General features: G+C 71.2%; 19 protein-coding genes. 12 read left to right on the forward strand and 7 right to left on the reverse strand.

Translation table 11 applies throughout. The annotated features are described in order from the left end of the window. Positions 1 to 23: 23 nt before the first annotated feature. Positions 24 to 1,499 carry a heavy metal sensor histidine kinase gene (locus tag CBM2588_RS23085; RefSeq protein WP_115682659.1) on the reverse strand — a complete coding sequence of 492 codons (1,476 nt, stop codon included), beginning with the start codon at positions 1,497 to 1,499 and terminating at the stop codon, positions 24 to 26. After that, positions 1,496 to 2,185: a heavy metal response regulator transcription factor gene (locus CBM2588_RS23090; protein ID WP_018008628.1), complete on the reverse strand. Its 690-nt coding sequence runs from the start codon at positions 2,183 to 2,185 to the stop codon at positions 1,496 to 1,498. Before CBM2588_RS23090 ends, CBM2588_RS23085 begins: the two co-directional genes overlap by 4 nt. Before the next feature lie 209 nt (positions 2,186 to 2,394). Here CBM2588_RS23090 and CBM2588_RS23095 point away from each other — a divergent pair, with 209 nt between their 5' ends. Next, positions 2,395 to 2,832 carry a hypothetical protein gene (locus CBM2588_RS23095; RefSeq protein WP_115682660.1) on the forward strand — a complete coding sequence of 146 codons (438 nt, stop codon included), beginning with the start codon at positions 2,395 to 2,397 and terminating at the stop codon, positions 2,830 to 2,832. 42 nt (positions 2,833 to 2,874) lie between these two features. On the opposite strand, the gene CBM2588_RS23100 is transcribed toward CBM2588_RS23095, so the two are convergent. After that, entirely contained in the window at positions 2,875 to 3,180 is a 306-nt protein-coding gene (locus CBM2588_RS23100) for an H-NS family nucleoid-associated regulatory protein (RefSeq protein ID WP_115682661.1), read from the reverse strand. Positions 3,181 to 3,431: 251 nt separating this feature from the next. Here CBM2588_RS23100 and CBM2588_RS23105 point away from each other — a divergent pair, with 251 nt between their 5' ends. After that, positions 3,432 to 3,707 (forward strand): hydroxyquinol 1,2-dioxygenase, encoded by a 276-nt coding sequence (locus tag CBM2588_RS23105; RefSeq protein ID WP_115682662.1) that lies wholly within the window; start codon positions 3,432 to 3,434, stop codon positions 3,705 to 3,707. 43 nt (positions 3,708 to 3,750) lie between these two features. Here the strand turns inward: CBM2588_RS23105 and CBM2588_RS23110 are convergent, their stop codons facing one another. Both CBM2588_RS23110 and CBM2588_RS23115 read right to left on the reverse strand, forming a co-directional pair. Beyond that, positions 3,751 to 4,638 carry a 3-keto-5-aminohexanoate cleavage protein gene (locus tag CBM2588_RS23110; protein ID WP_115682663.1) on the reverse strand — a complete coding sequence of 296 codons (888 nt, stop codon included), beginning with the start codon at positions 4,636 to 4,638 and terminating at the stop codon, positions 3,751 to 3,753. Beyond that, on the reverse strand, positions 4,635 to 5,612 hold the full coding sequence (locus tag CBM2588_RS23115; protein ID WP_115682664.1) for a 3-hydroxyacyl-CoA dehydrogenase family protein: 978 nt from the start codon (positions 5,610 to 5,612) through the stop codon (positions 4,635 to 4,637). The genes CBM2588_RS23110 and CBM2588_RS23115 overlap by 4 nt, the downstream gene beginning before the upstream one ends. A gap of 134 nt (positions 5,613 to 5,746) precedes the next feature. Here CBM2588_RS23115 and CBM2588_RS23120 point away from each other — a divergent pair, with 134 nt between their 5' ends. From CBM2588_RS23120 to CBM2588_RS23135, 4 genes are all read left to right on the forward strand, one after another. Beyond that, positions 5,747 to 6,682 (forward strand): LysR family transcriptional regulator, encoded by a 936-nt coding sequence (locus CBM2588_RS23120; protein ID WP_115682665.1) that lies wholly within the window; start codon positions 5,747 to 5,749, stop codon positions 6,680 to 6,682. Beyond that, positions 6,679 to 8,991 (forward strand): cation:proton antiporter, encoded by a 2,313-nt coding sequence (locus tag CBM2588_RS23125; RefSeq protein ID WP_115682666.1) that lies wholly within the window; start codon positions 6,679 to 6,681, stop codon positions 8,989 to 8,991. Before CBM2588_RS23120 ends, CBM2588_RS23125 begins: the two co-directional genes overlap by 4 nt. A 276-nt stretch (positions 8,992 to 9,267) precedes the next feature. After that, on the forward strand, positions 9,268 to 10,146 hold the full coding sequence (locus tag CBM2588_RS23130) for an NAD(P)-dependent oxidoreductase (RefSeq protein WP_115682667.1): 879 nt from the start codon (positions 9,268 to 9,270) through the stop codon (positions 10,144 to 10,146). Positions 10,147 to 10,318: 172 nt separating this feature from the next. Further along, positions 10,319 to 10,495: a glycine zipper 2TM domain-containing protein gene (locus CBM2588_RS23135; RefSeq protein ID WP_092309867.1), complete on the forward strand. Its 177-nt coding sequence runs from the start codon at positions 10,319 to 10,321 to the stop codon at positions 10,493 to 10,495. Between the two features lie 64 nt (positions 10,496 to 10,559). Here CBM2588_RS23135 and CBM2588_RS23140 read toward each other — a convergent pair whose 3' ends face one another. Together CBM2588_RS23140 and CBM2588_RS23145 are read right to left on the reverse strand one after the other, a co-directional pair. Continuing rightward, on the reverse strand, positions 10,560 to 11,378 hold the full coding sequence (locus CBM2588_RS23140; RefSeq protein WP_115682668.1) for a glycosyltransferase family 2 protein: 819 nt from the start codon (positions 11,376 to 11,378) through the stop codon (positions 10,560 to 10,562). A gap of 39 nt (positions 11,379 to 11,417) precedes the next feature. Then, positions 11,418 to 11,678 (reverse strand): phosphopantetheine-binding protein, encoded by a 261-nt coding sequence (locus CBM2588_RS23145; RefSeq protein ID WP_062802929.1) that lies wholly within the window; start codon positions 11,676 to 11,678, stop codon positions 11,418 to 11,420. A gap of 310 nt (positions 11,679 to 11,988) precedes the next feature. Between CBM2588_RS23145 and CBM2588_RS23150 the strand changes: the two genes are divergently transcribed. The 6 genes from CBM2588_RS23150 to CBM2588_RS23175 are packed head-to-tail and all read left to right on the forward strand — an operon-like array spanning position 11,989 to position 19,338. Further along, on the forward strand, positions 11,989 to 12,672 hold the full coding sequence (locus CBM2588_RS23150) for an acyl carrier protein (protein WP_115683702.1): 684 nt from the start codon (positions 11,989 to 11,991) through the stop codon (positions 12,670 to 12,672). 49 nt (positions 12,673 to 12,721) lie between these two features. Beyond that, complete coding sequence (locus tag CBM2588_RS23155; RefSeq protein ID WP_115682669.1) at positions 12,722 to 14,452, forward strand: AMP-binding protein; 1,731 nt, start codon at positions 12,722 to 12,724, stop codon at positions 14,450 to 14,452. Further along, complete coding sequence (locus tag CBM2588_RS23160) at positions 14,446 to 15,420, forward strand: LpxL/LpxP family acyltransferase (protein WP_115682670.1); 975 nt, start codon at positions 14,446 to 14,448, stop codon at positions 15,418 to 15,420. Before CBM2588_RS23155 ends, CBM2588_RS23160 begins: the two co-directional genes overlap by 7 nt. 17 nt (positions 15,421 to 15,437) lie before the next feature. Further along, the gene (locus tag CBM2588_RS23165) at positions 15,438 to 16,073 is read left to right on the forward strand and encodes a LolA-related protein (protein WP_115682671.1); all 636 of its coding nucleotides are present in this window, start codon (positions 15,438 to 15,440) and stop codon (positions 16,071 to 16,073) included. 5 nt (positions 16,074 to 16,078) lie between these two features. Further along, positions 16,079 to 18,493: an MMPL family transporter gene (locus CBM2588_RS23170; RefSeq protein ID WP_115682672.1), complete on the forward strand. Its 2,415-nt coding sequence runs from the start codon at positions 16,079 to 16,081 to the stop codon at positions 18,491 to 18,493. Beyond that, positions 18,490 to 19,338: a polysaccharide deacetylase family protein gene (locus CBM2588_RS23175; protein WP_115682673.1), complete on the forward strand. Its 849-nt coding sequence runs from the start codon at positions 18,490 to 18,492 to the stop codon at positions 19,336 to 19,338. The genes CBM2588_RS23170 and CBM2588_RS23175 overlap by 4 nt, the downstream gene beginning before the upstream one ends. The last annotated feature ends 53 nt before the right edge of the window (positions 19,339 to 19,391 follow it).

Raw genomic sequence — 19,391 nt, forward strand, 5'->3', positions numbered from 1 at the left:
CCGGGCCAGTGCAAGTGCGGGGTTCAGGATACGGCGGCGGGGGTGGCAGCCGCTGGCATCGGCATCGGGTCGGCCGGGAACTGCAGCGTGAACACGGTCAGTCCGTCGACGCTGCGCACCGTCACGCTGCCGCCATGCAGCCGCATGATGGTGTCGACGATGGCCAGCCCCAGGCCGGTCGAAGCCGCCGAGTTGCGCCGTGACGGATCGGCGCGGTAGAAGCGGCCGAAGATGTGCGGCAGCGTCTCCGGCGGAATCGCCGGGCCCGGATTGCTGACGCGGATGCTGGTGCCCGTACCGCTGCCGGTGCCGGTGCCCGCGGCCGCGGGCGCAGGCGCGCGTGCCACGTCGACCCGCACCGTGCTGCCCGCCGGCGCATGGCGCAGCGCGTTGTCGAGCAGGTTGGTCACCGCGCGCCGCAACAGCGTCTGGTCGGCCTCCACCGGTGCCGAGCCGGAAACCGTCAGCACCACCTCGCGGTCCGCGGCCACGGCTTCGAAGTACTCGGCCATCTTGTCGAGCTCTTCGCGCGCGTCCAGCGTGCGCACGTCCAGCGCCACCTGCGCATGGTCGGCGCGCGCCAGGAACAGCATGTTCTCGATCATGCGGGCCAGGCGCTCGTATTCCTCCAGGTTGGACTCGAGCAGCGCCTCGTATTCGGCGGTCTTGCGGCTTTGCGCCAGCGTGACCTGGGTCTGGCCGATCAGATTGCTGATCGGCGTGCGGAAGTCATGGGCGAGGTCGGCCGAGAACTCGGACAGCCGTGAAAAGCTGTCCTGCAGCCGCGCCAGCATGTCGTTGAGCGCGGCCGCCAGCTCGCGCAGCTCCGCCGGCGCGCTGCCCACGTCGAGCCGCGTGGCCAGGCGGCTGGTGGTCACCGCGGCGGCGTCGGCGGCCATGCGCCGCAGCGGCCGCAGCGCACGCCGCGCCAGCGCAAAGCCCAGCCCGGCCGCCACTGCCGCGCCGCACAGCGTGGCCCACAGCAGCTGGTGGCGATATTCGCGGATCAGCGCGACGCGATAGCCGGCATCGCGCAGCACCACGATCTCCACGGCCTTGTCCGAGTCGCCCAGCTGGCCCAGCGCGGCAATGCCCCGCGAAGGCACGCCGTTCTTCGGCCGCCAGGTCTGCAGCATGCCCTTCTCGGGCTGCGTGGTGGCCGGCAGCACGCGCAGCGGCGGCACGATCTCGTTGCGCGGGTTCAGCGTCACCAGCGGCTCGCCCTGGCGCGTGCGCACCACCAGGATCAGGCCCTCGTGGCCCATCGCGATATCGGCAAAGCGGTGCGTATCGGCGCGGATCTCGGCTTCGCTGCGCACCTCGCGCAGCAGGTGGCGCACCAGCAGCACCTCGCCCACCAGTTCGCTCTCGTCGCGTCCTTCGAGCTGGGCCGACAGCGCGCTCGACAGGTAGGCCGCCACGCTGGCCAGGATCGCCGCGGTGGCGAGCCCGTAGGCCAGCGCCAGCCGCGTGGTAAGCGAAGACGGCAGCCGCATCATGCGTCCTGCACCCGCTCGTCGCCGTCGTCCAGCACATAGCCCATGCCGCGGCGCGTATGGATCAGCTTGCGCGGGAACGGGTCGTCGACCTTGGCGCGCAAGCGCCGGATCGACACGTCGACCACGTTGGTGTTGCTGTCGAAATTGACATCCCACACCTGCGAGGCGATCAGCGAGCGCGACAGCACCTCGCCGCGCCGGCGCGCCAGCAGGTACAGCAGCGCGAACTCCTTCGAGGTCAGGTCGATCTTCTGGCCGGCGCGCACCACGCGGCGGCGGATGGCGTCGATCTGCAGGTCGGCCACTTCGATGAACTCGCTCTCGCGCAGCGGGCCGCGGCGCAGGATGGTGCGGATGCGCAGCACCAGCTCGGCAAAGGCAAAGGGCTTGACCATGTAGTCGTCGGCGCCGAGCTCGAGGCCCTTGAGGCGGTCCGACAGCTCGTCGCGCGCGGTCAGGAACAGCACCGGCGTGTCGCGCTCGCGGCGCAGTTCGCGCAGCACCTCCCAGCCGTCCAGGCCGGGCAGCATCACGTCCAGCACGATCAGGTCATAAGGATGCTCGCGCGCGTGGGCCAGGCCGTCCGCGCCGTCGCGCGCCAGGTCCACCACGAAGCCGGATTCGGTCAGCCCCTTGTGCAGATAGTCGCCTGCCTTGGGTTCGTCCTCGACAATCAGGATACGCATGATTCGATCACTTTCGGGCGGCCCAGTGCCGCCATGGCGTAACGCTAGCCGAGGATGGCGGCAAATGGGTAAAGATTGCAGAAATGTCATCGCCATGCCAACGCATTGCCACGGCCTGGCCGCGCAAATCCCCGGTAGAATGCGCGCTCACCTTCCCTGCGCGCGACTGTCCCGCGCGCATCGTCTCCCATTCTGACGGTTTCCCTGCGATGAAACGCCTGCCTGATTCCTTGTTGCTGTCCCTGGCCCTGCTTGCGCCCGCTGCGGGGATTGCGGCGGACGCCCGGATGTGCGGCGCAGTGCAGGCGGCTGGCCTGTCGCTGCCGGACCGGCACGTCGCAGCCAAGCTGGCGGCGGAAGCGTCGCTGGATGGCGCTGGCGACGCAGGCTGCGGCGGCAGCGCGGTGCGCGTGATGGCCGAGCCGGCCGGCGCCGGCGCGCCGTTGCAGCTGGGCGAGACGGATGGTCCGCAGGACCCTGCCGCGGGCAACGCCGCGCAGTCGGCCGCGGCTGGCGACGTGCTGCGCGAGCTGCCGCCCGAGGTCTTCATGCACCGCGCTCATGCGGCGCCCATGGCGACGCCGGCGTCATTCACCGGCATCCTGCCGATGCTGCCGGTGCTGCGGCTGCTGCCCCCGCACTGCTGAGCGCGACGCTGCGCAAGAATTCAAAGTGGATTAAACCGCGGCTTAATCGACGCGGAAGAATTCGATCGACTGCCCGGCGTTGACCGCCCGCTGCAGCCAGTCAGGATATTCACCCTGCCCGTCCCAGCTCTGGCCCAGGGCATTGCGATACAGCGGGCGCGCGCCCGCGGGCTTCGGCGCCGCGGCGGGGGCCGCCAACGGCGCGGACTCTTCGGCGCCCGCCGATGCCGCCGCAACGTTGTCGAAACACCCGGCCTCGACCAGGTCGTCGAGGCTCAGGGCATGACGGTCCATTTGCTCGCGGATCCACGCCACCGCAGCGAGTTTGGCTGAATCAGACTCGGACATGACTCTTGTGAGAGGCCCGCTGCATTTCCGCGGGCAATGAAAAACCGGCGATGGAACCACAAGCCGGTCGGACAGCCATGATTCTACAGCCTTTGCCCGGCGGCAGCTTCTCCGGCGTGCTGGCGGTGCCGACTAATGCCCGCGGGATGACGGCATTGTCATGTGGCAGTCATGCTCGTGTGGGTGGCCGCCACCTAGACTAGCCACACCGCCGCCCATCCCGGGCCGGCAACCTTACGGAGAAGCGATCCATGCATGCACTCAGGCAAGTCTTTGTCGCCACCGCCCTTTTTGCCGGCGTTGCCGGCGCCGCGCAAGCCGCGCCACGCAGCGTCGATCCGTTCAGCGATGGCGCACACAGCGTTACCAGCACGCGCAGCCCGTTCACCGACGGAGCCCACACCGCCACCGGCACCCGCAGCAGCTTTACCGACGGCGAACACACCGCGACCGGCGCGCGCAACCCGTTCGCCGACGGTGCCCACAACCCCAACGGCCCGCGCGACAGCTTCAGCGACGGCGCCTGATGGCCCCTGACGGCTCATTAAAGCGCCGCGCGGCGCGCCTTCGTCAGCGCACCTCGCCGTAGATACGGCGCGCATCGGCCGCATCCGCGATCGGCCGGCCCAGCGTCAGCCCGCCCTGCACCGCCTGCGCCACCAGCGCATGGTTGCCGGGCGCACGGCTGCCGTCGCGCAACAGCAGATTGTTCTCGAAGCCCACCCGCACATGGCCGCCGAACGCGGCGGCCGCGGTCACGCAGGCATTCTCCTCGCGACCGAACGCGCAGATCGCCCACGGTAGTGCATCGCCGCCCTCGGCCGCGGCCTGCAGGAACGGCAGCAGGTCGTGCGGCGACGACACCTGTCCCGCCGCATAGCGTCCCAGTACATACAGCACCGACCACGCGCCCGGCGGCACCATGCCGCGCGCGCGCATTTGCTGCCAGCGGCGCACGTCGGCTGCGTCATACAGGATCACCTGCGTCATCACGCGTTCGCGTGCCAGCCAGGCGAAGAACGCCGCCAGCTCGCTGTCCGCGATCTCTGGCACCGCGACTTCGCGCAGGCCGACCGAGACCGCCTCGGGACGCAGCGCGCGCACCATCGCCATCTGCTCGGCGGCCTGGTACACACCGGCGGCCTCGCTGGTCACCTGCACCAGCAGCGCGTCGCCGACGGCCTGCCTGACCGCCGCCAGCGCGTCGCGGTAGGTCTGCACATCGAGCGAATGGCGGCCGTCGGCATCGCGCACGTGCATATGCATCATGGCGGCGCCGGCATCGAGGCAGGCGCGCGCCTCCGCCGCCAGCGCGGCGGCGGTCAGCGGCACCGCGGGATGGTCGCTGGCGCGCTTGTAGGCGCCGTTGGGCGCCACGGTGACGATCAGCGGCGATTCGGCCAGTGCGGCGCGCTGGGGGACAGGCCGGTTGCCGGCTTGGGCTGGGGTATTGGTCATGGCTGGATCTCGGGCAGTTCGGGCGCGATCAGCGCCAGGCCGGCGCGCAGCAGTTGGTCATAGCGCGCGCGCTCGGCGGCGATGCTTTCAGACGTCCACGCGTAGAAGCCTTCGCCGCGCTTCATGCCGTGGCGGCCGTCGGCGGCGCGCTCGGACAGGCAGCGCGCGGGATGGTCGTCGTTGCAGAAGGTCGGGTACATGGTGGCGCCGGCCGCCGCATGCACGTCGATGCCGGCGTGGTCGCGCTGCAGCACCGGTCCCGCCGCGAGGAAGCGGAAACCGAAGCCGAAGCGCACCGCCGCATCGACGTCCTCGGGCGAGGCAATGCCGCGGTCGATCAGGCTGAAGGCCTCGCGCGACAGCGCATGCTGCAGCCGGTTGGCAAGGAAGCCGGGCAGGTCCTTGCGCACCTTCACCGGCACCATGCCGCAGCGGCGCATGAACGCGGCGAGCGCGTCGGCATGGCGCTCGTCGCTGGCCTCTCCCATCACCACCTCGACCAGCGGCACCAGGTGCGCCGGCATGAAGAAGTGCAGGCCGAGCATGCGTGCGCGCGTGTCCAGGCCGGCGCCGATCGCGCTGATCGGGAAGCTGGAGCTGTTGCTGGCCAGCAGCGTATCCGGGCGCGCACGCGCGACCAGCTCCGCAAAGAGCGCCTGCTTCAGCGCCAGGTCCTCGGGAATGCATTCGATCACCAGGTCGACCGATGCCCAGTCGACGGCGTCGAGCGTCGCGGCCACCGCAAGGCTTTCCGCGCCCGCTTCACGGCCAATCGCGGCGAGGTTGGCGCGCACGCGCGCGGGCAGCGCGCCGGCACGCCCGGCATCCGGCTCGACAATGGTGGTGCGGCACAGCGCGCGGGTCAGCACCACGGCGACATCGGCGCCCATGGTGCCGCCGCCCACCACCACGGCATGGGTGGCGCCCGGCCGGCTCAGGGTGGATGGCGTTGCGGCGGGGGTGGCGTTGGGCATGGTTTCTCCTGGCATCCCGCCAGTGTAGAGAACCCGCTTTGATTGAAGAAGTCGATTCTCTGGATAAAATGATCACCAAACCAGATCAATCGACTTGAGGGTCCGGCCACGGATGCCGCCGGACCGCCGCTGCCATGAACATCAACCTGTCGATGCGCGACATCGAGACCACGCTGGTTCTGGGCCGCACGCTGAACTTCCGCCAGGCCGCGAGCCAGCTGCACCTGTCGCAATCCGCCCTGTCGACCCAGATCCTGCGCATCGAGGAAGCGCTGGGCGTGCGCCTGTTCGACCGCACCACCCGCACCGTGCGCCTGACCGCGGCGGGCCAGGTCTTCATGCAGCAGGCCGCGCTGCTGCAGGCGGCGTTCCGCGGCGCCATCGACGCCGTGACCGGCATCGCCAGCGCCGAGCGCGGCCAGGTGGCCGTGGCCGCGCTGCCCTCGCTGGCGGCGCGGGTGCTGCCGCGGGTGCTGATGGCCTACCACCAGGCTCGCCCCGAGGTGGCGCTGAAGGTGTTCGACACCCTGTCCGGGCCGGCCTTCGACCTGGTCCGCGCCGGCGAGGTGGATTTCGCGCTGACCGCCGCCAACCCGCAGCAGGCGGACCTGCAGTACGAGCCGCTGCTGTCGGACCGCTTCGTGCTGCTGATCCCGTCGGCGCACCCGCTGGCGCGCAGCCCCGGACCGCTGCGCTGGGCCGACACCGCCGCCGCGCCGCATGTGTCGATGACCCATCCCAGCAGCGTGCGCCAGTACGCGGAATGGGCCTTCCTGCAGAACCGCATCCGCTTCCAGCCGGTGTTCGAGGCCGAACGCCTGGCCACCATCGCGGCCATGGTCGAATGCGGCTTCGGCGTGGCCGCGCTGCCCGAGATCGCCGCCGGCACGGTGCGCCAGCCCGGCATCGTCGAGCGGCTGCTGACCGCGCCGGTGACCGAGCGCTCGATCGGCCTGGTCACGGCGCGCAACCGCAGCCTGTCGCCGGCGGCGGCCGAACTGGCGGCGGCCGTGCGCGCGCGGCTGGCCAGCCCGCCGCTGCAGGATGCGGCGCCGGAGGCCGGCGCATGAGCATCATCGTCGATATCCTGATCCTGGCCGGCGTGCTGCTGGCCATCGTCGCCGTGGTGCAGGTGGCCGCGGCGCGGCTGGTGCTGCCGGAATCCACGCTGCTGTCGGCCATCGGCATCGCCATCGGCGCGGGCTATGTGGCGATCGACGCCGCCCACCCCGACTTCGCCCGCCACTTCCTGCATCCGCTGATCGACCCGGCCCTGCCGCCCGAGGCCTACCTGTGGATCTTCCTGCCGCCGCTGCTGTTCCACGCCGCGCTGACCGCCGACGTGCGCGGCATGCTGCCCGACGCGGCGCCGATCCTGCTGCTGGCGGTGGTTGCGGTGGTGGTGGCCACCGGTGTCATCGGCGTGGTCACCGCGGCGGCCAGCGGCATGCCGCTGGCGGTGTGCCTGCTGCTGGGCGCGGTGGTGGCCACCACCGACCCGGCCGCGGTGATCGCGATCTTCCGCGACGTGGGCGCGCCGGCGCGCCTGATCCGGCTGGTGGAGGGCGAAAGCCTGCTCAACGATGCCGCCGCCATCGCCATCGTCGGCGTGCTGGTGGCGATGCTGACCGGGCACGGCGCGCAGGCGACGCTGGCGGCGGGGCTGCGCGAGCTGGCCTGGGCCTTTGTCGGTGGGGTGCTGTGCGGCGCGCTGGCCGGGCGGCTGGTGTCCGACCTGCTGCCGCGGCTGGCCGGCCTGGCCATGGCGGAAAGCGCGCTGACCCTGGCGCTGCCCTACCCGCTCTACCTGCTGGCCGAGCAACTGCTGGGCGTGTCGGGCGTGGTCGCGGTGGTGTGCGCCGGCCTGATGGTCAGCGCCCTCGGCCCCACGCGGCTGGCGCCGCCCAACTGGCGCCACCTGCGCATGATGTGGGAGCAGTTCGCCGGGATCGCCGGCGCCGTGGTGTTCCTGCTCGCCGCGGTGCGCGTGCCGTCGATGCTGGCGGGCGTGAGCGGGCATCATGGCTGGCTGCTGCTGGCGCTGGTGCTAGCGGCGCTGGCGGCGCGCCTGCTGACGCTGTTCGGGCTGCTGCCGCTGCTGTCCGGGCTGCGGCTGAGCGCGCCGATCGATGGCGCCTTCAAGCTGGCCATCGCCTGGGGCGGGCTGCGCGGCGCGGTGACCCTGGTGCTGGCGCTGGGCATCGCCGAGAACAGCGACCTGCCCTACGAAACGCGGCATTTCGTCGCCATCCTGGCGACCGGCTTCGTGCTGGTCAGCCTGCTGCTCAACGGCACCACGCTGCGCGCGCTGATCCACCGGCTCGGCCTGGACCAGCTTTCGCCGCAGGAGCGCGCGCTGCAGCTGCAGGCGATCCGCCTCTCCACCGAGGAGGTCGAGGCGATGATGGCGCGCGTGGCCGACTCGTTCGACCTGCCGCCCGCGATCGCGCGCGAGGCGGCGCAGAAATACCGGCACGGCATCGAGCTGGGCTCGGCGGAATTCGACTTCGACACCGCCCTGTCCGAGCGCGACCGCCTCAGCATCGGCCTGGTCACGCTGGCCACTCGCGAGCGCGAGCTGATCCCGGAATACGGCGACGGCGTGATCTCGGTGGCCAACCTCGACGCGATGATGCGCAACACCGCGCAGATGATCGACGCGGCGCGCGAGCAGGGCCGCATCGGCTACAACCGCGCCGCCCGGCATATCCTGGACTATCACCTGGGCTTCAAGGTGGCGCTGTTCCTGCATCACCGTCTCGGCATCGATCGCCCGCTGGCGCGCGCGCTGGCCGACCGCTTTGAACTGCTGATCTGCCGCCAGACCGTGCTGGACCGGCTGCGCCGCTACAACCGCTCGATGCTGACGCCGGTGTTCGGCGCGCGCATGGCGACCGTGCTCGACGGCGTGCTGGAAGACCGCGCGCGCGCCGCCGCCGAAGGCCTGGCTGAGATGCGCGGCAAGTTCGGCGTCTATACCGTGGCGCTGGAGCGGCGCCTGCTGATGCTGTTCGCGCTGCGCAAGGGCCGGCTGTCGCTGGAAGCGATGCGCGAGGAGGCGGTGATTTCCAAGGAAGCGTTCAACCAGATCGCCCAGGTGATCCAGCAGGCGTGGAACGCCAGCCTCGTGCGCCCGCCGCTGCGCGACGTCACGGCAGCTGCGACCGGGCCCGGCGTGGCGCCGGGCCCGCAGCCGCAAGGCGGCGTAACCAGAGGGGATTCAGGAAGGGTCTTTGGTGCGGGTACGCGAGACCGCCGCCATGATGCCGATGCCGAGCACGATCAGGCAGGCAATGCCGATATAGACCGGCGCCAGCCCGGCCGTCGACAGGCCCCAGGCAATGCCGCCCACCAGGACCAGCAGGCCGATGATATATAGCGCGAATGACATGAGTCGGCTCCTTCGGGGGTGCAACCTGTGTTCAATGTAGGCAGCGCGCGCGGCGCCAGGGATAGGACAAGGGCGGATGCTGGCGTAGGCGGGTTCTGACCCGCTTGTGACTTGTCAGGGTCCTCGCCGCCGCCCACGGCCTGTCATGGCCCGGTGCCGGCAGTTCTGTATCTGTCCGGGGCGCCACCCGGCCCGTATACTCGCGGGACCGGCGCCGCCGCGCCGCACCGATTCCAGACATCAAACTAGCAACGGAGCAGCAGCATGCGTGTCGCATTCCTCGGACTGGGGGTGATGGGTTTCCATATGGCCGGCCACCTCGCCGCCAAGGGCCACGAGGTCACGGTCTATAACCGCACCGCCGCCAGGGCCCAGGCCTGGGTCGAGCGCTTCGGCGGCAAAGCCGCCGCCACCCCCGCGCAGGCGGTGCGCGATGCGCAGGTGGTCTGCTCCTGCGTCGGCAACGACGACGACCTGCGCGCGGTGCTGACCGGGCGCGACGGCGCCTTCTTCGGCGCGCCGAGCGGCTGCATCTTCGTCGACCACACCACCGCCAGCGCCAACGTCGCGCGCGAGCTGTACGCGGCGGCCGGCGAGCGCGGCCTGCACTTTGTCGATGGCCCGGTCTCGGGCGGCGAAGTGGGCGCGGAAAAAGGCATCCTGACCATCATGTGCGGCGGCGACGCCGACGCCTTTGCCCAGGCCGAACCGGTCATTGCCGCTTACGCGCGCGCCGTGACCCGCATCGGCGCATCCGGCGCCGGGCAGCTGGCCAAGATGGTCAACCAGATCAGCATCGCCGGCCTGATCCAGGGCCTGTCCGAGGCCATTGCCTTCGGCGAGCGCGCGGGCCTGGACATGCGCCTGGTGCTGGACGTGATCAGCAAGGGCGCGGCCGGTTCCTGGCAGCTCGAGAACCGCGGCCCCACCATGATCGACAACAGGTTCGACTTTGGCTTCGCCGTGGACTGGATGCGCAAGGACCTTGGCCTGTGCCTGGACGAAGCCCGCCGCAACGGCGCGGCCCTGCCGGTCACGGCGCTGGTGGACCAGTTCTACGCCGACCTGCAGCAGATGGGCTGTGGCCGCGCCGACACCTCGTCGCTGATCAAGCGGCTGCGCCAGCACAGCGACCAGGGCTGAGGCCGCGGACGCTCCACCCCTGCCGTCGTCCGATTCCTACAGGGCAATCGGCGCTTCACGGAAGGGCCGCGCCGCGTCACACGCCTAAAGTGGTCGCATGAGGGCCCCGGCCGCTGCGATGTCTTCCCCGAGACGTGGTGCGGCGGGCCCGGCCACGAGGCAGGAGACCATCATGTGGAAACTCGCAGGCGCGCTTCTGGTAGGCGCAAGCATGGCGCTGGCCGGCTGTACGGCGGCGGGCGCGGTCGCCGGCGGTGTCGCCGGCCATGAGTTGACCGACGGCAGCGCCGCCGGCACCATCGGCGGCGCCGTGGTGGGCGGTGTGATCGGCCACGAGCTGAGCGACTGACGGGTCGATCCGTCCCACCGGGCACCAGGCCGCCGCGCGCGGCCTGGCCTGTTTTGGCCGTGGGTTACGCCGCGTGGCCGGACGGCCGGCGCAGGTGCCGCCACAGCAGCAGCGGCAGCCGCACCACGAAGCCGGCCAGCAGCCGCAGGTGCATGCCGGTCAGCAGCAGGTTGTCGCGCAGGTAGCGGAAGTGGGAGACGCCGCCCTCGCGCCGGCCGAAGTAGCGCACCGGGGCGTCGAGGTTGATAGGACGCACGCCGCGCCAGCACAAGCGCACCGCCACCTCCGGATCGAAATCGAAGCGCCGCATCCAGCGGCTGCCATGCATCACCGCACGCAGCGGCGCGATCGGGTAGACGCGAAAGCCGAACAGCGAATCGCCGATACCGGCCCACAGCGTCTCCACATCCACCCAGAAATTGGACATGCGCCGCCAGTAGACCCGCTCGCGCGGGGCGCTGGCGTCGAAGCGCGGGCGGCCCAGCACCATCGCGCCGGGGTCGCGCTGCGACGCCGCCATGAATGCGGGGATCAGGTGGGCCGGATGCTGGCCGTCGGAGTCCATCACCAGCACATGCGTGTAGCCCGCCGCCGCGGCCCGTTCGATGCCGTGCAGCACCGCGGCGCCCTTGCCCTGGTTGCTTGGCAGCACCAGCACCTGCAGCCCGGGGTCGGCGGCGGCCTGCGCCTGCAGCCATTGCGTGCTGCCGTCGGTGCTGCCGTCGACCACCACCCAGACCGGGGTCCAGGCCGCGCGAGCGCCGCGCAGCACGTCCTGCAGGCGCGCGCCGGGGTTATAGCTGGGGATCAGCACCAGGTGGGTCGCCGAAGGCGGGGCACCGCCTTCCACCAGCGCCGGCGCGGGCGTGGCTTGCTGCGGCATGTCGTGGTCCTGTGCGGGCTGGAGGAAACAGTGGCTGGGCTAGCGCGTGCGGTGTTGCGCCAGGTAGGCGGCCAGGCTGCCCAGTGAGGTGAAGATGGTCTTGTTGTCGGGATTGTCCGAGCGCAGCTCGACGCCGTACTTGCGCGACACCAGCAGGGCGATCTCGAGAATATCGATCGAATCCAGCCCGAAGCCTTCGCCATAGAGCGGAGTGGCGGCGGTGATGTCCTCCAGCCGCAGTTCGGCGATGTCGAGTTCGTCGAGGATCAGGCGGGCAAGTTCGGTTTCGAGTTCGGTCATGTTGCTAGATGGCTGGAACGCCGCTGCGCCGCCCGTGCCGGGCAAGTCGGTCCCGGTGCGGGCGTCGGGCACCCGAATGCTATCAAACGGGCCATTCCCGGGCCAGTCGAGAGAAGTTTAGTAACAACATCAACAACCTATTGGGGAATCATGATCGCGTCCGGAGGGTCTTTTGGGGTATAAAGCGTTCGCTTCGCGTGCCACCTGGCGCCTTTCCGGCGCACTGCAAGCCAAGCGCCTTACGCAACACATCAAGCTCCCACAAATGCCTTCGAGCCAGCCCGTCGACCGCCGTTCCCCGCCCGCCGCCATGCCTGCGCCGGACGCTGCCGTCCCGTGGTGGCGGCGCCATGCCTGGATCGGCGCGGTGGCAGCCTTCGTGGTCTACGAGTCGGCCCTGCATCGCGCGGCGCACCAGCCGGGCGCCGAGGTGGCCGCGCTGTGGCTCGGCGCGGCGCCGTTCCTGCTGATCGGCTTCGTCGCCTGCCGCCGGCTGGCCGGACGCGTGCCCGCCCTGCTGGCGCTGCTCGCCGCGTGCGCGGCGCTGTGGCTGTGGCGCGCACCGCTGTCCGGCCATTTCGGCTGGACCTACTATTTGCAGCATGCGGGCGCCAATGCCGCGCTGGGGGCGATGTTCGCGCTCAGCCTGCGCCGCGGCCGCACCCCGCTCTGCACCCAGATCGCCAGCGCCATCCACGGCCCGCTTTCCGCCGCGCATGCGCGCTACACGGTGCGCGTGACCCAGGCCTGGACGCTGTTCTTCGCGGCGATGGTGGGGGTGTCGACGCTGCTGTTCGTGCTTGCGCCGGTGGCGGCCTGGTCCAGCTTCGCCAACCTGGCCACGCCGGTGCTGATCGCCATGATGTTCGCGGGCGAGGCCCTGTACCGCCGCATCGCCTTTCCGGCCATGCGCCACCGCGGCCTGCTCGACGCGGTCCACGGCTACCGCGCGCTGATGACGGCCCGTGCGGCCCGGCCCGGGTTGCCGCGCTGACGCGCCGCCACCCGGCCCCGGCCCCGCGAAACAGGCACAGGCTCCGTCCATGACCTCATTCCCCATCGTTGCCCACGCTGCGCCCGACGACACCATCGCCTGGGTGCACGGACGGCCCGTCACCGTACGGCAGTTCCTCGCCGATACGGCCCGCGTGGCAGCGGCCTTGCCTGCCGGTTCCCGTGGCGGCCACGTCTTCAACGCCTGCACCGACCGCTACCGCTTTACCGTCGGCCTGTGCGCGGCGCTGCTGGCGGGCAAGCCCACGCTGCTGCCGCCCTCGCACACGCCCGAGACGGTGCGCCAGCTGCTGGCCTTCGCGCCCGACGCATTCTGCCTGCATGACCAGCCCGACGCGGCCTTCGACATGCCGGCGCTGCACTACCACGATGGCCTGGCCGCCACCGCCGCCGACGGCCCTGTGGAGATTCCGCAGATTCCGGCGGCGCAGGTGATGGCCTACGTATTCACGTCCGGTTCGACCGGCACGCCGGTGCCGCACCGCAAGACCTGGGGCGCCATGGTCGGCAGCGCGCGCGCCGCGGCGCAGCGGCTCGGCCTGCTCGACGGGCGCGCGTGGACGCTGGCGGGCACGGTGCCGCCGCAGCATATGTTCGGCCTTGAAGCCACCGTGATGCTGGCACTGCAGGGCCGCGCGGCGCTGGTGGCCGCACCGGCGTTCTATCCGGCCGACGTCAGCGCGGCACTGGCCGCGGTGCCGGCGCCGCGCGTGCTGGTCAGCTCCCCCGTGCATCTGCGCACGCTGGTGCAGTCCGGGGTCGCCATGCCCGTGGCCGACCTGGTGCTGTGCGCCACCGCGCCGCTGGGACGCCAGCTCGCCGCCGAGACCGAGGCGCTGTTCGGCGCGCCGCTGTGCGAGATCTACGGCAGCACCGAGACCGGACAACTTGCCACCCGCCGCACCGCCCAGGAAGACACGTGGACCCTGGTGCCCGGCGTGCGGCTGCAAGCCCGCCCCAACGCCACCGGTGACGATACCGAAACCTGGGCCGAGGGCGGCCATATCGAGCAGCCGGTGGCGCTGGGCGACGCCATCGCGCCGCTCGACGCGCAGCGCTTCCTGCTGCATGGGCGCAAGGCCGACCTGCTCAATATCGCCGGCAAGCGGACTTCGCTGGGCTACCTGAATCACCAGCTCACCGCCATCGATGGCGTGCGCGACGGCGCGTTCTTCATGCCCGACGACGCGCATGAAGGCGACGCGCACGGGCACGTGGTGCGGCTGGTGGCCGTGGTGGTGGCGCCGGGCGTGGCGCCGGCCCGGCTGCAGCAGGCGCTGCGCGAACGGATCGACCCGGCCTTCATGCCGCGCCCGCTGTACTTTGCCGAGTGCCTGCCGCGCAATGCCGCGGGCAAGCTGCCGCGCGAGGCGCTGGCCGCGCTGGTGGCAACCCTGTCCGGCGCGCAGGACCGCGCTGCCGCGTTGCCGCCAGGCTTTGTCATCGACGCCGGCCATCCTGCCATGGCCGGCCATTTCCCGGGCCATCCGATCGTGCCGGGCGTGGTGCTGCTGGACCATGCCGTGCTGGCGCTCGGCACCGCGCTGGGCCGCCCGCTTGCCGTCGCGCAGGCGAGCCTGCTGAAGTTCCTGAGCCCGGTGCGCCCGGGCGAGCGCGTGGAGGTGCTGCACCAGTCCGAGGCGGCAGCCGATGGCGCCGAGACCATCCGCTTCACGCTGCGCAGCGCCGGGCGCGATGTCGCCAGCGGCACGCTGCAGGTGCGCACCAACCCGCCGCAAGCCGGAGCCTTGCCATGCTGAGCTGGCTGTGGCGGCGACAGGCGCCGCTGGACACGGAATGGTCCAGCCGCAAAGAGCGCGGCAGCATCACGCTGCTGCGCGTCATGACGTGGATCTCGCTGGCACTGGGCCGGCCCGCCGGACGCGTGGTGCTGCGGGCCATTGCCGCCTACTTCATGCTGTTCGCGCCGGCCGCGCGCCATGCCTCGCGCGCGTACCTGGACCGCGTGCTCGGACGCCAGGCCGGCTGGAGCGACGGCTACCGCCATGTGTTCACCTTCGCCTCGACCATCCACGACCGCATCTACCTGCTAAACGGGCGCTTCGACCTGTTCGACATTCGCCTGCATGGCGAGCACCTGCTGGAAGCGGCGATGGCGCGCGGCCGCGGCGCCATCCTGCTGGGCGCGCACCTGGGCAGCTTCGAGGTGGTGCGCGCGCTGGGACGGCGCCACCCCAACATGGAGGTCGCGATCACCATGTACGAAGAGAACGCGCACAAGCTCAACGACGTGCTGCAGTCGATCAATCCGGCCATGCGCCAGGACGTGATCGCGCTGGGTCGCTTCGACACCATGCTGCGCGTGCGCGACTACCTGGACCGCGGCTATATGATCGGCATGCTGGCCGACCGCACACTGTCGCAGCGCGCCACCGACCCGGTGCAGCAATGCAGTTTCCTCGGCGCGCCGACAGGTTTCCCAACCGGCCCGCTGCGCATGGCGGCCATGCTGCGCCGGCCGGTGTTCTTCATCACCGGCCTGTACCGCGGCGGCAACCGCTACGACGTCCATTTCGTGCCGCTGGCGGATTTCACCGAGACCGCGCGCGGCCAGCGCGAAACGGCGGTGCAGGCGGCGCTGGCGGACTACGTGCGGCTGCTGGAGCGGTTCAGCCGCAGCGCCCCGTACAACTGGTTCAACTTCTATGACTTCTGGCACGCCGGCCCGCCGCTGTCCGAACAGCCGCCGCCGGGGAACGAGCCCTAATCCGTGAGCCGCCATTGATGTTCTTCTCCGCGCGCCCTTTCCGCTATTCGTTGTCGACCCTGCTGGCAAGCGCACTGCTTGCGCTGGCGCCGCTGGCGGCCACGGCAGCACCAGCCTCATCCGCGGCGCCGGCCGCCACCGCCGCGTTCGGCGTCGACCAGCTGATGTCCACGCTGGCGCAGCGCAAGTCGGGGCGCGTGCTGTTTACCGAGACCAAGTACCTGGCGCTGCTCGACAAGCCGGTGCAGTCGTCGGGCGAACTGCGCTTCACCGCGCCCGACCACCTGGAAAAGCGCACGCTCTCCCCCAAGGCGGAAAACCTGCTGCTGGACGGCGACATGCTGACCGTCGAGCGCGACGGCAAGCGCTACACCATGCCGCTGCAGAACTACCCCGAGATCGCCGCGTTTATCGAGAGCATCCGCGCCACGCTGGCCGGCAATCGCGATGCGCTGGAGCGCTACTACAAGCTCGGCGTCGAGGGCCGTGCCAGCCGCTGGACGCTGACGCTGACGCCGGCTGACTCGCGCATGGCCGCGGCCGTCAGCCAGGTGCGCATCGAAGGCCGGCAGGATGTGCTGGACCAGGTCGAGATCCGGCAGGCCGACGGTGACCGCTCGGTGATGAAGATCCGGCCGGCCGCGAGCCGATGAGCGCGATGAGCGCGGCACAGCGCCGCCTGGCGCTGGCGCTGTGGGTGCTGGCACTGCTGGCCTGCGCCGCGGTCGTCAGCCGCACCAGCTTTACCGCCGACCTGTCCGCCTTTTTGCCGCGGCTGCCCAGCGCCGAACAGCAGTTGCTGGTGAACCAGTTGCGCGACGGGCTGGTATCGCGCCTGATCCTGGTCGGCATCGAAGGCGGCGATGCCGATGGCCGCGCCAGGGTCTCGCGCGCGATGGCGGCGCAACTGCGTAGCGACCCGCGTTTCGCCTCGGTGCAGAACGGCGAGCCGGTCAACCAGGCGGCGGACCGCGAATACGTGTTCGCGCACCGTTACCTGCTCAGCCCGGAGGTCACGCCGGAGCGGTTCAGTGAACACGGCCTGGCCCAGGCAGTCAATGATTCGTTCGCGCTGCTGGCCTCCTCGGCCGGGCTCTTCACCAAGTCGTTGCTGCCGCGCGATCCCACCGGCGAGGTCGCGGCGATGCTGGCGCAGCTCGATGCCGGCCAGCGCGTGCCGATGCATGCGGGCGCGTGGGCCTCGCGCGACGGCAAGCGCGCGCTGCTGCTGGCGCAGACCGCCGGCGCGGGCTCGGATACCGATGCGCAGGCAGAGGCGATGGCGGCCGTGCAGCAAGCCTTTGCCAGCGCCGCCGCGAACGGCCCCTACCAGCTGGTGATGACGGGCCCGGGCGTGTTCTCGGTCAAGGCGCGCGACACCATCCGGCACGACGTCGAGCGGCTCTCGACCATCGGGCTGGCCATCATCGTCACGCTGCTGCTGGCGGTGTACCGCTCGGTGCCGCTGCTGGTGCTGGGGCTGGTGCCTGTGCTGAGCGGCGCGCTGGCGGGCATTGCCGCGGTCAGCCTGGGTTTCGGCGGCGCGGTGCATGGCCTGACGCTGGGCTTCGGCACCACGCTGATCGGCGAGGCGGTCGACTATTCGATCTACCTGTTCGTGCAGTCCGCGCAGTACACAAGCAATGGCCGGCGCGACGAACGCGCCTGGCTGGGCGGCTTCTGGCCGACAGTGCGGCTGGGGGTGCTGACCTCGGTCTGCGGCTTTGCGTCGCTGCTGCTGTCGGGATTCCCGGGACTGGCGCAGCTGGGCCTGTATTCGATCGCGGGGCTCGTCACCGCCGCGCTGGTCACGCGCTTCGTGCTGCCGCAGCTGGTGCCGGCCACGCTGCAGCTGCGCGACGTCGCACCGCTCGGCCGCAAGCTGCAATGGCTGACGCAGCGCGCGCCCCGGCTGCGCTGGCTGGTGCTGCTGCTGGTAGCGGGCGCCTGCGTGGTGCTGGTCCAGCATCGCGGCACGCTGTGGGGCCGGGAACTGCAGGCGCTGAGCCCGGTATCGGCCAGCGATCAGGCGCTGGATACCTCGCTGCGCGAAAACCTGGGCGCACCGGACGTGCGCTACCTGGTGGTGGTGTCGGGGCCGGACCAGGAATCCGTGCTGCAGGGCGCGGAACGCGTCGCGCATGAACTGGAACCGCTGGTGGCGCAGAACTTCATCGGCGGCTACGAGAGCCCCGCGCGCTACCTGCCCAGCGCGGCGACCCAGCGCGAGCGCCAGGCCAGCCTGCCGCCCCCCGATGTGCTGGCGCAGCGGCTGCATGCCGCCATCGCCGGCCAGCCGGTGCGCGCATCGGTGTTCGCGCCCTTTCTGGCGCAGGCCGAAGCGGCCCGCACCGGTCCGCTGCTGCAACGCGAGAGCCTGCGCGGCACCTCGATGGCACTGGCGGTCGACGCCCTGCTGGTGCAACGCAACGGCCGCTGGAGCGCGACGCTGCCCCTGCGCGCGCCGGTGCATGCCGCCGGCCATGCCAGCGCCGCCGACGGCGTAGACAGCGCCGCGGTGCGCGCCGCGATCCAGCGGGCCGGCGTGCCCGATACCCTGTTCGTCGATCTCAAGGGCGAATCGGACCGGCTCTATGCCGGCTACCTGCGCGAGGCCCTGCTGCTGTCGCTGGCCGGACTGCTGGCGATCATCGCCCTGCTGGCGCTGGCGCTGCGCTCGCCGCGGCGGGTGCTGGCGACGGTACTGCCGCTGGCCGCCGCCGCGGTGGTGGTGCTGGGCGGGCTGGCGGCGCTGGGCCAGCCGCTGACGCTGCTGCACCTGGTGGGCCTGCTGCTGCTGGCCGCAGTCGGCTCCAACTACGCACTATTCTTTAATGGCCCGGCGGCAGACGGCCAGGCGGCTGGTGCTTCGCCGCACACGCTGGTGTCGCTGCTGCTGGCCAACCTGACCACGGTCGCCGCGTTCGGCCTGCTGTCGCTGTCGAGCCTGCCGCTGCTGCAGGCATTCGGCCTGACGGTCGGCCCCGGCGCCGTGCTGGCGCTGTGGTTTTCGGCCATCCTCGCGCCCGCGGCCTCGCCCGCGGCAGCGGCGAAGGCCGGGAGTGCAACATGAAGCCGCTATCCGCACCGGGCGTTGCCCTGCCCGGGCGTCCTCCCAGCCGCCCATGGCGGCCGACCCCGCTGCTCTATGGCGCCGCCGCGGTGCATGTGGGCGCCGTCGGCGCGATGCTCGCTTATCCGCAAGGCCTGAGCTGGGGCCTGGCCGGCATCGGCGCATCCCATGTGGCGATGTGCGCGGCCGGCCTGTGGCCGCGCAGCACCTGGCTCGGCCCCAACCTGCTGCGCCTGCCGCCGTCGGCCGAAGGCTGCGTGGCGCTGACCTTCGACGATGGCCCCAACCCGGACCTGACGCCGCGGGTGCTAGACCTGCTCGACCAGCACGGCGCCAGCGCGACGTTTTTCTGCATCGGCGAGCGCGCCGCGGCGCATCCCGAACTGGTGCGCGAGATCGTGCGCCGTGGCCACGCCGTGGAAAACCACAGCATGTACCACCGGCTGCACTTCTCCACCTTCGGGCCCGGCCGCATGCAACGCGACATTGCCGCCGCGCAGCTGCTGCTGACCGAGATCACCGGCCAGGCGCCGCGCTTCTTCCGCGCCCCGGCGGGCCTGCGCAATCCTTTCCTTGAGCCTGTGCTGTGCCGGCTCGGGCTGCAACTGGCGGCCTGGACCCGGCGCGGCTTCGATACCGTCAGCGGCAACCACGCCGCGCGCGTGGCGCGGCGCCTGACCGGCAGGCTGGCCGGGCGCGACATCCTGCTGCTGCACGATGGAAATCCCGGCCTGGACCCTGCCGGCCATCCCCATTGCACCACCGTGCTGCCGGACCTGCTGGCCGCGATCGATCGCGCCGGACTGCGCTGCGTGACGCTGCGCGCGGCCGTGCCGCCGGGCTGAGCCGCCGCGGCTTGTTACAATTGCCGCTGGCTACACGCTGCCTACAGAGATTC

The organism is Cupriavidus taiwanensis, assembly GCF_900250075.1.
Taxonomy (GTDB): domain Bacteria; phylum Pseudomonadota; class Gammaproteobacteria; order Burkholderiales; family Burkholderiaceae; genus Cupriavidus; species Cupriavidus taiwanensis_C.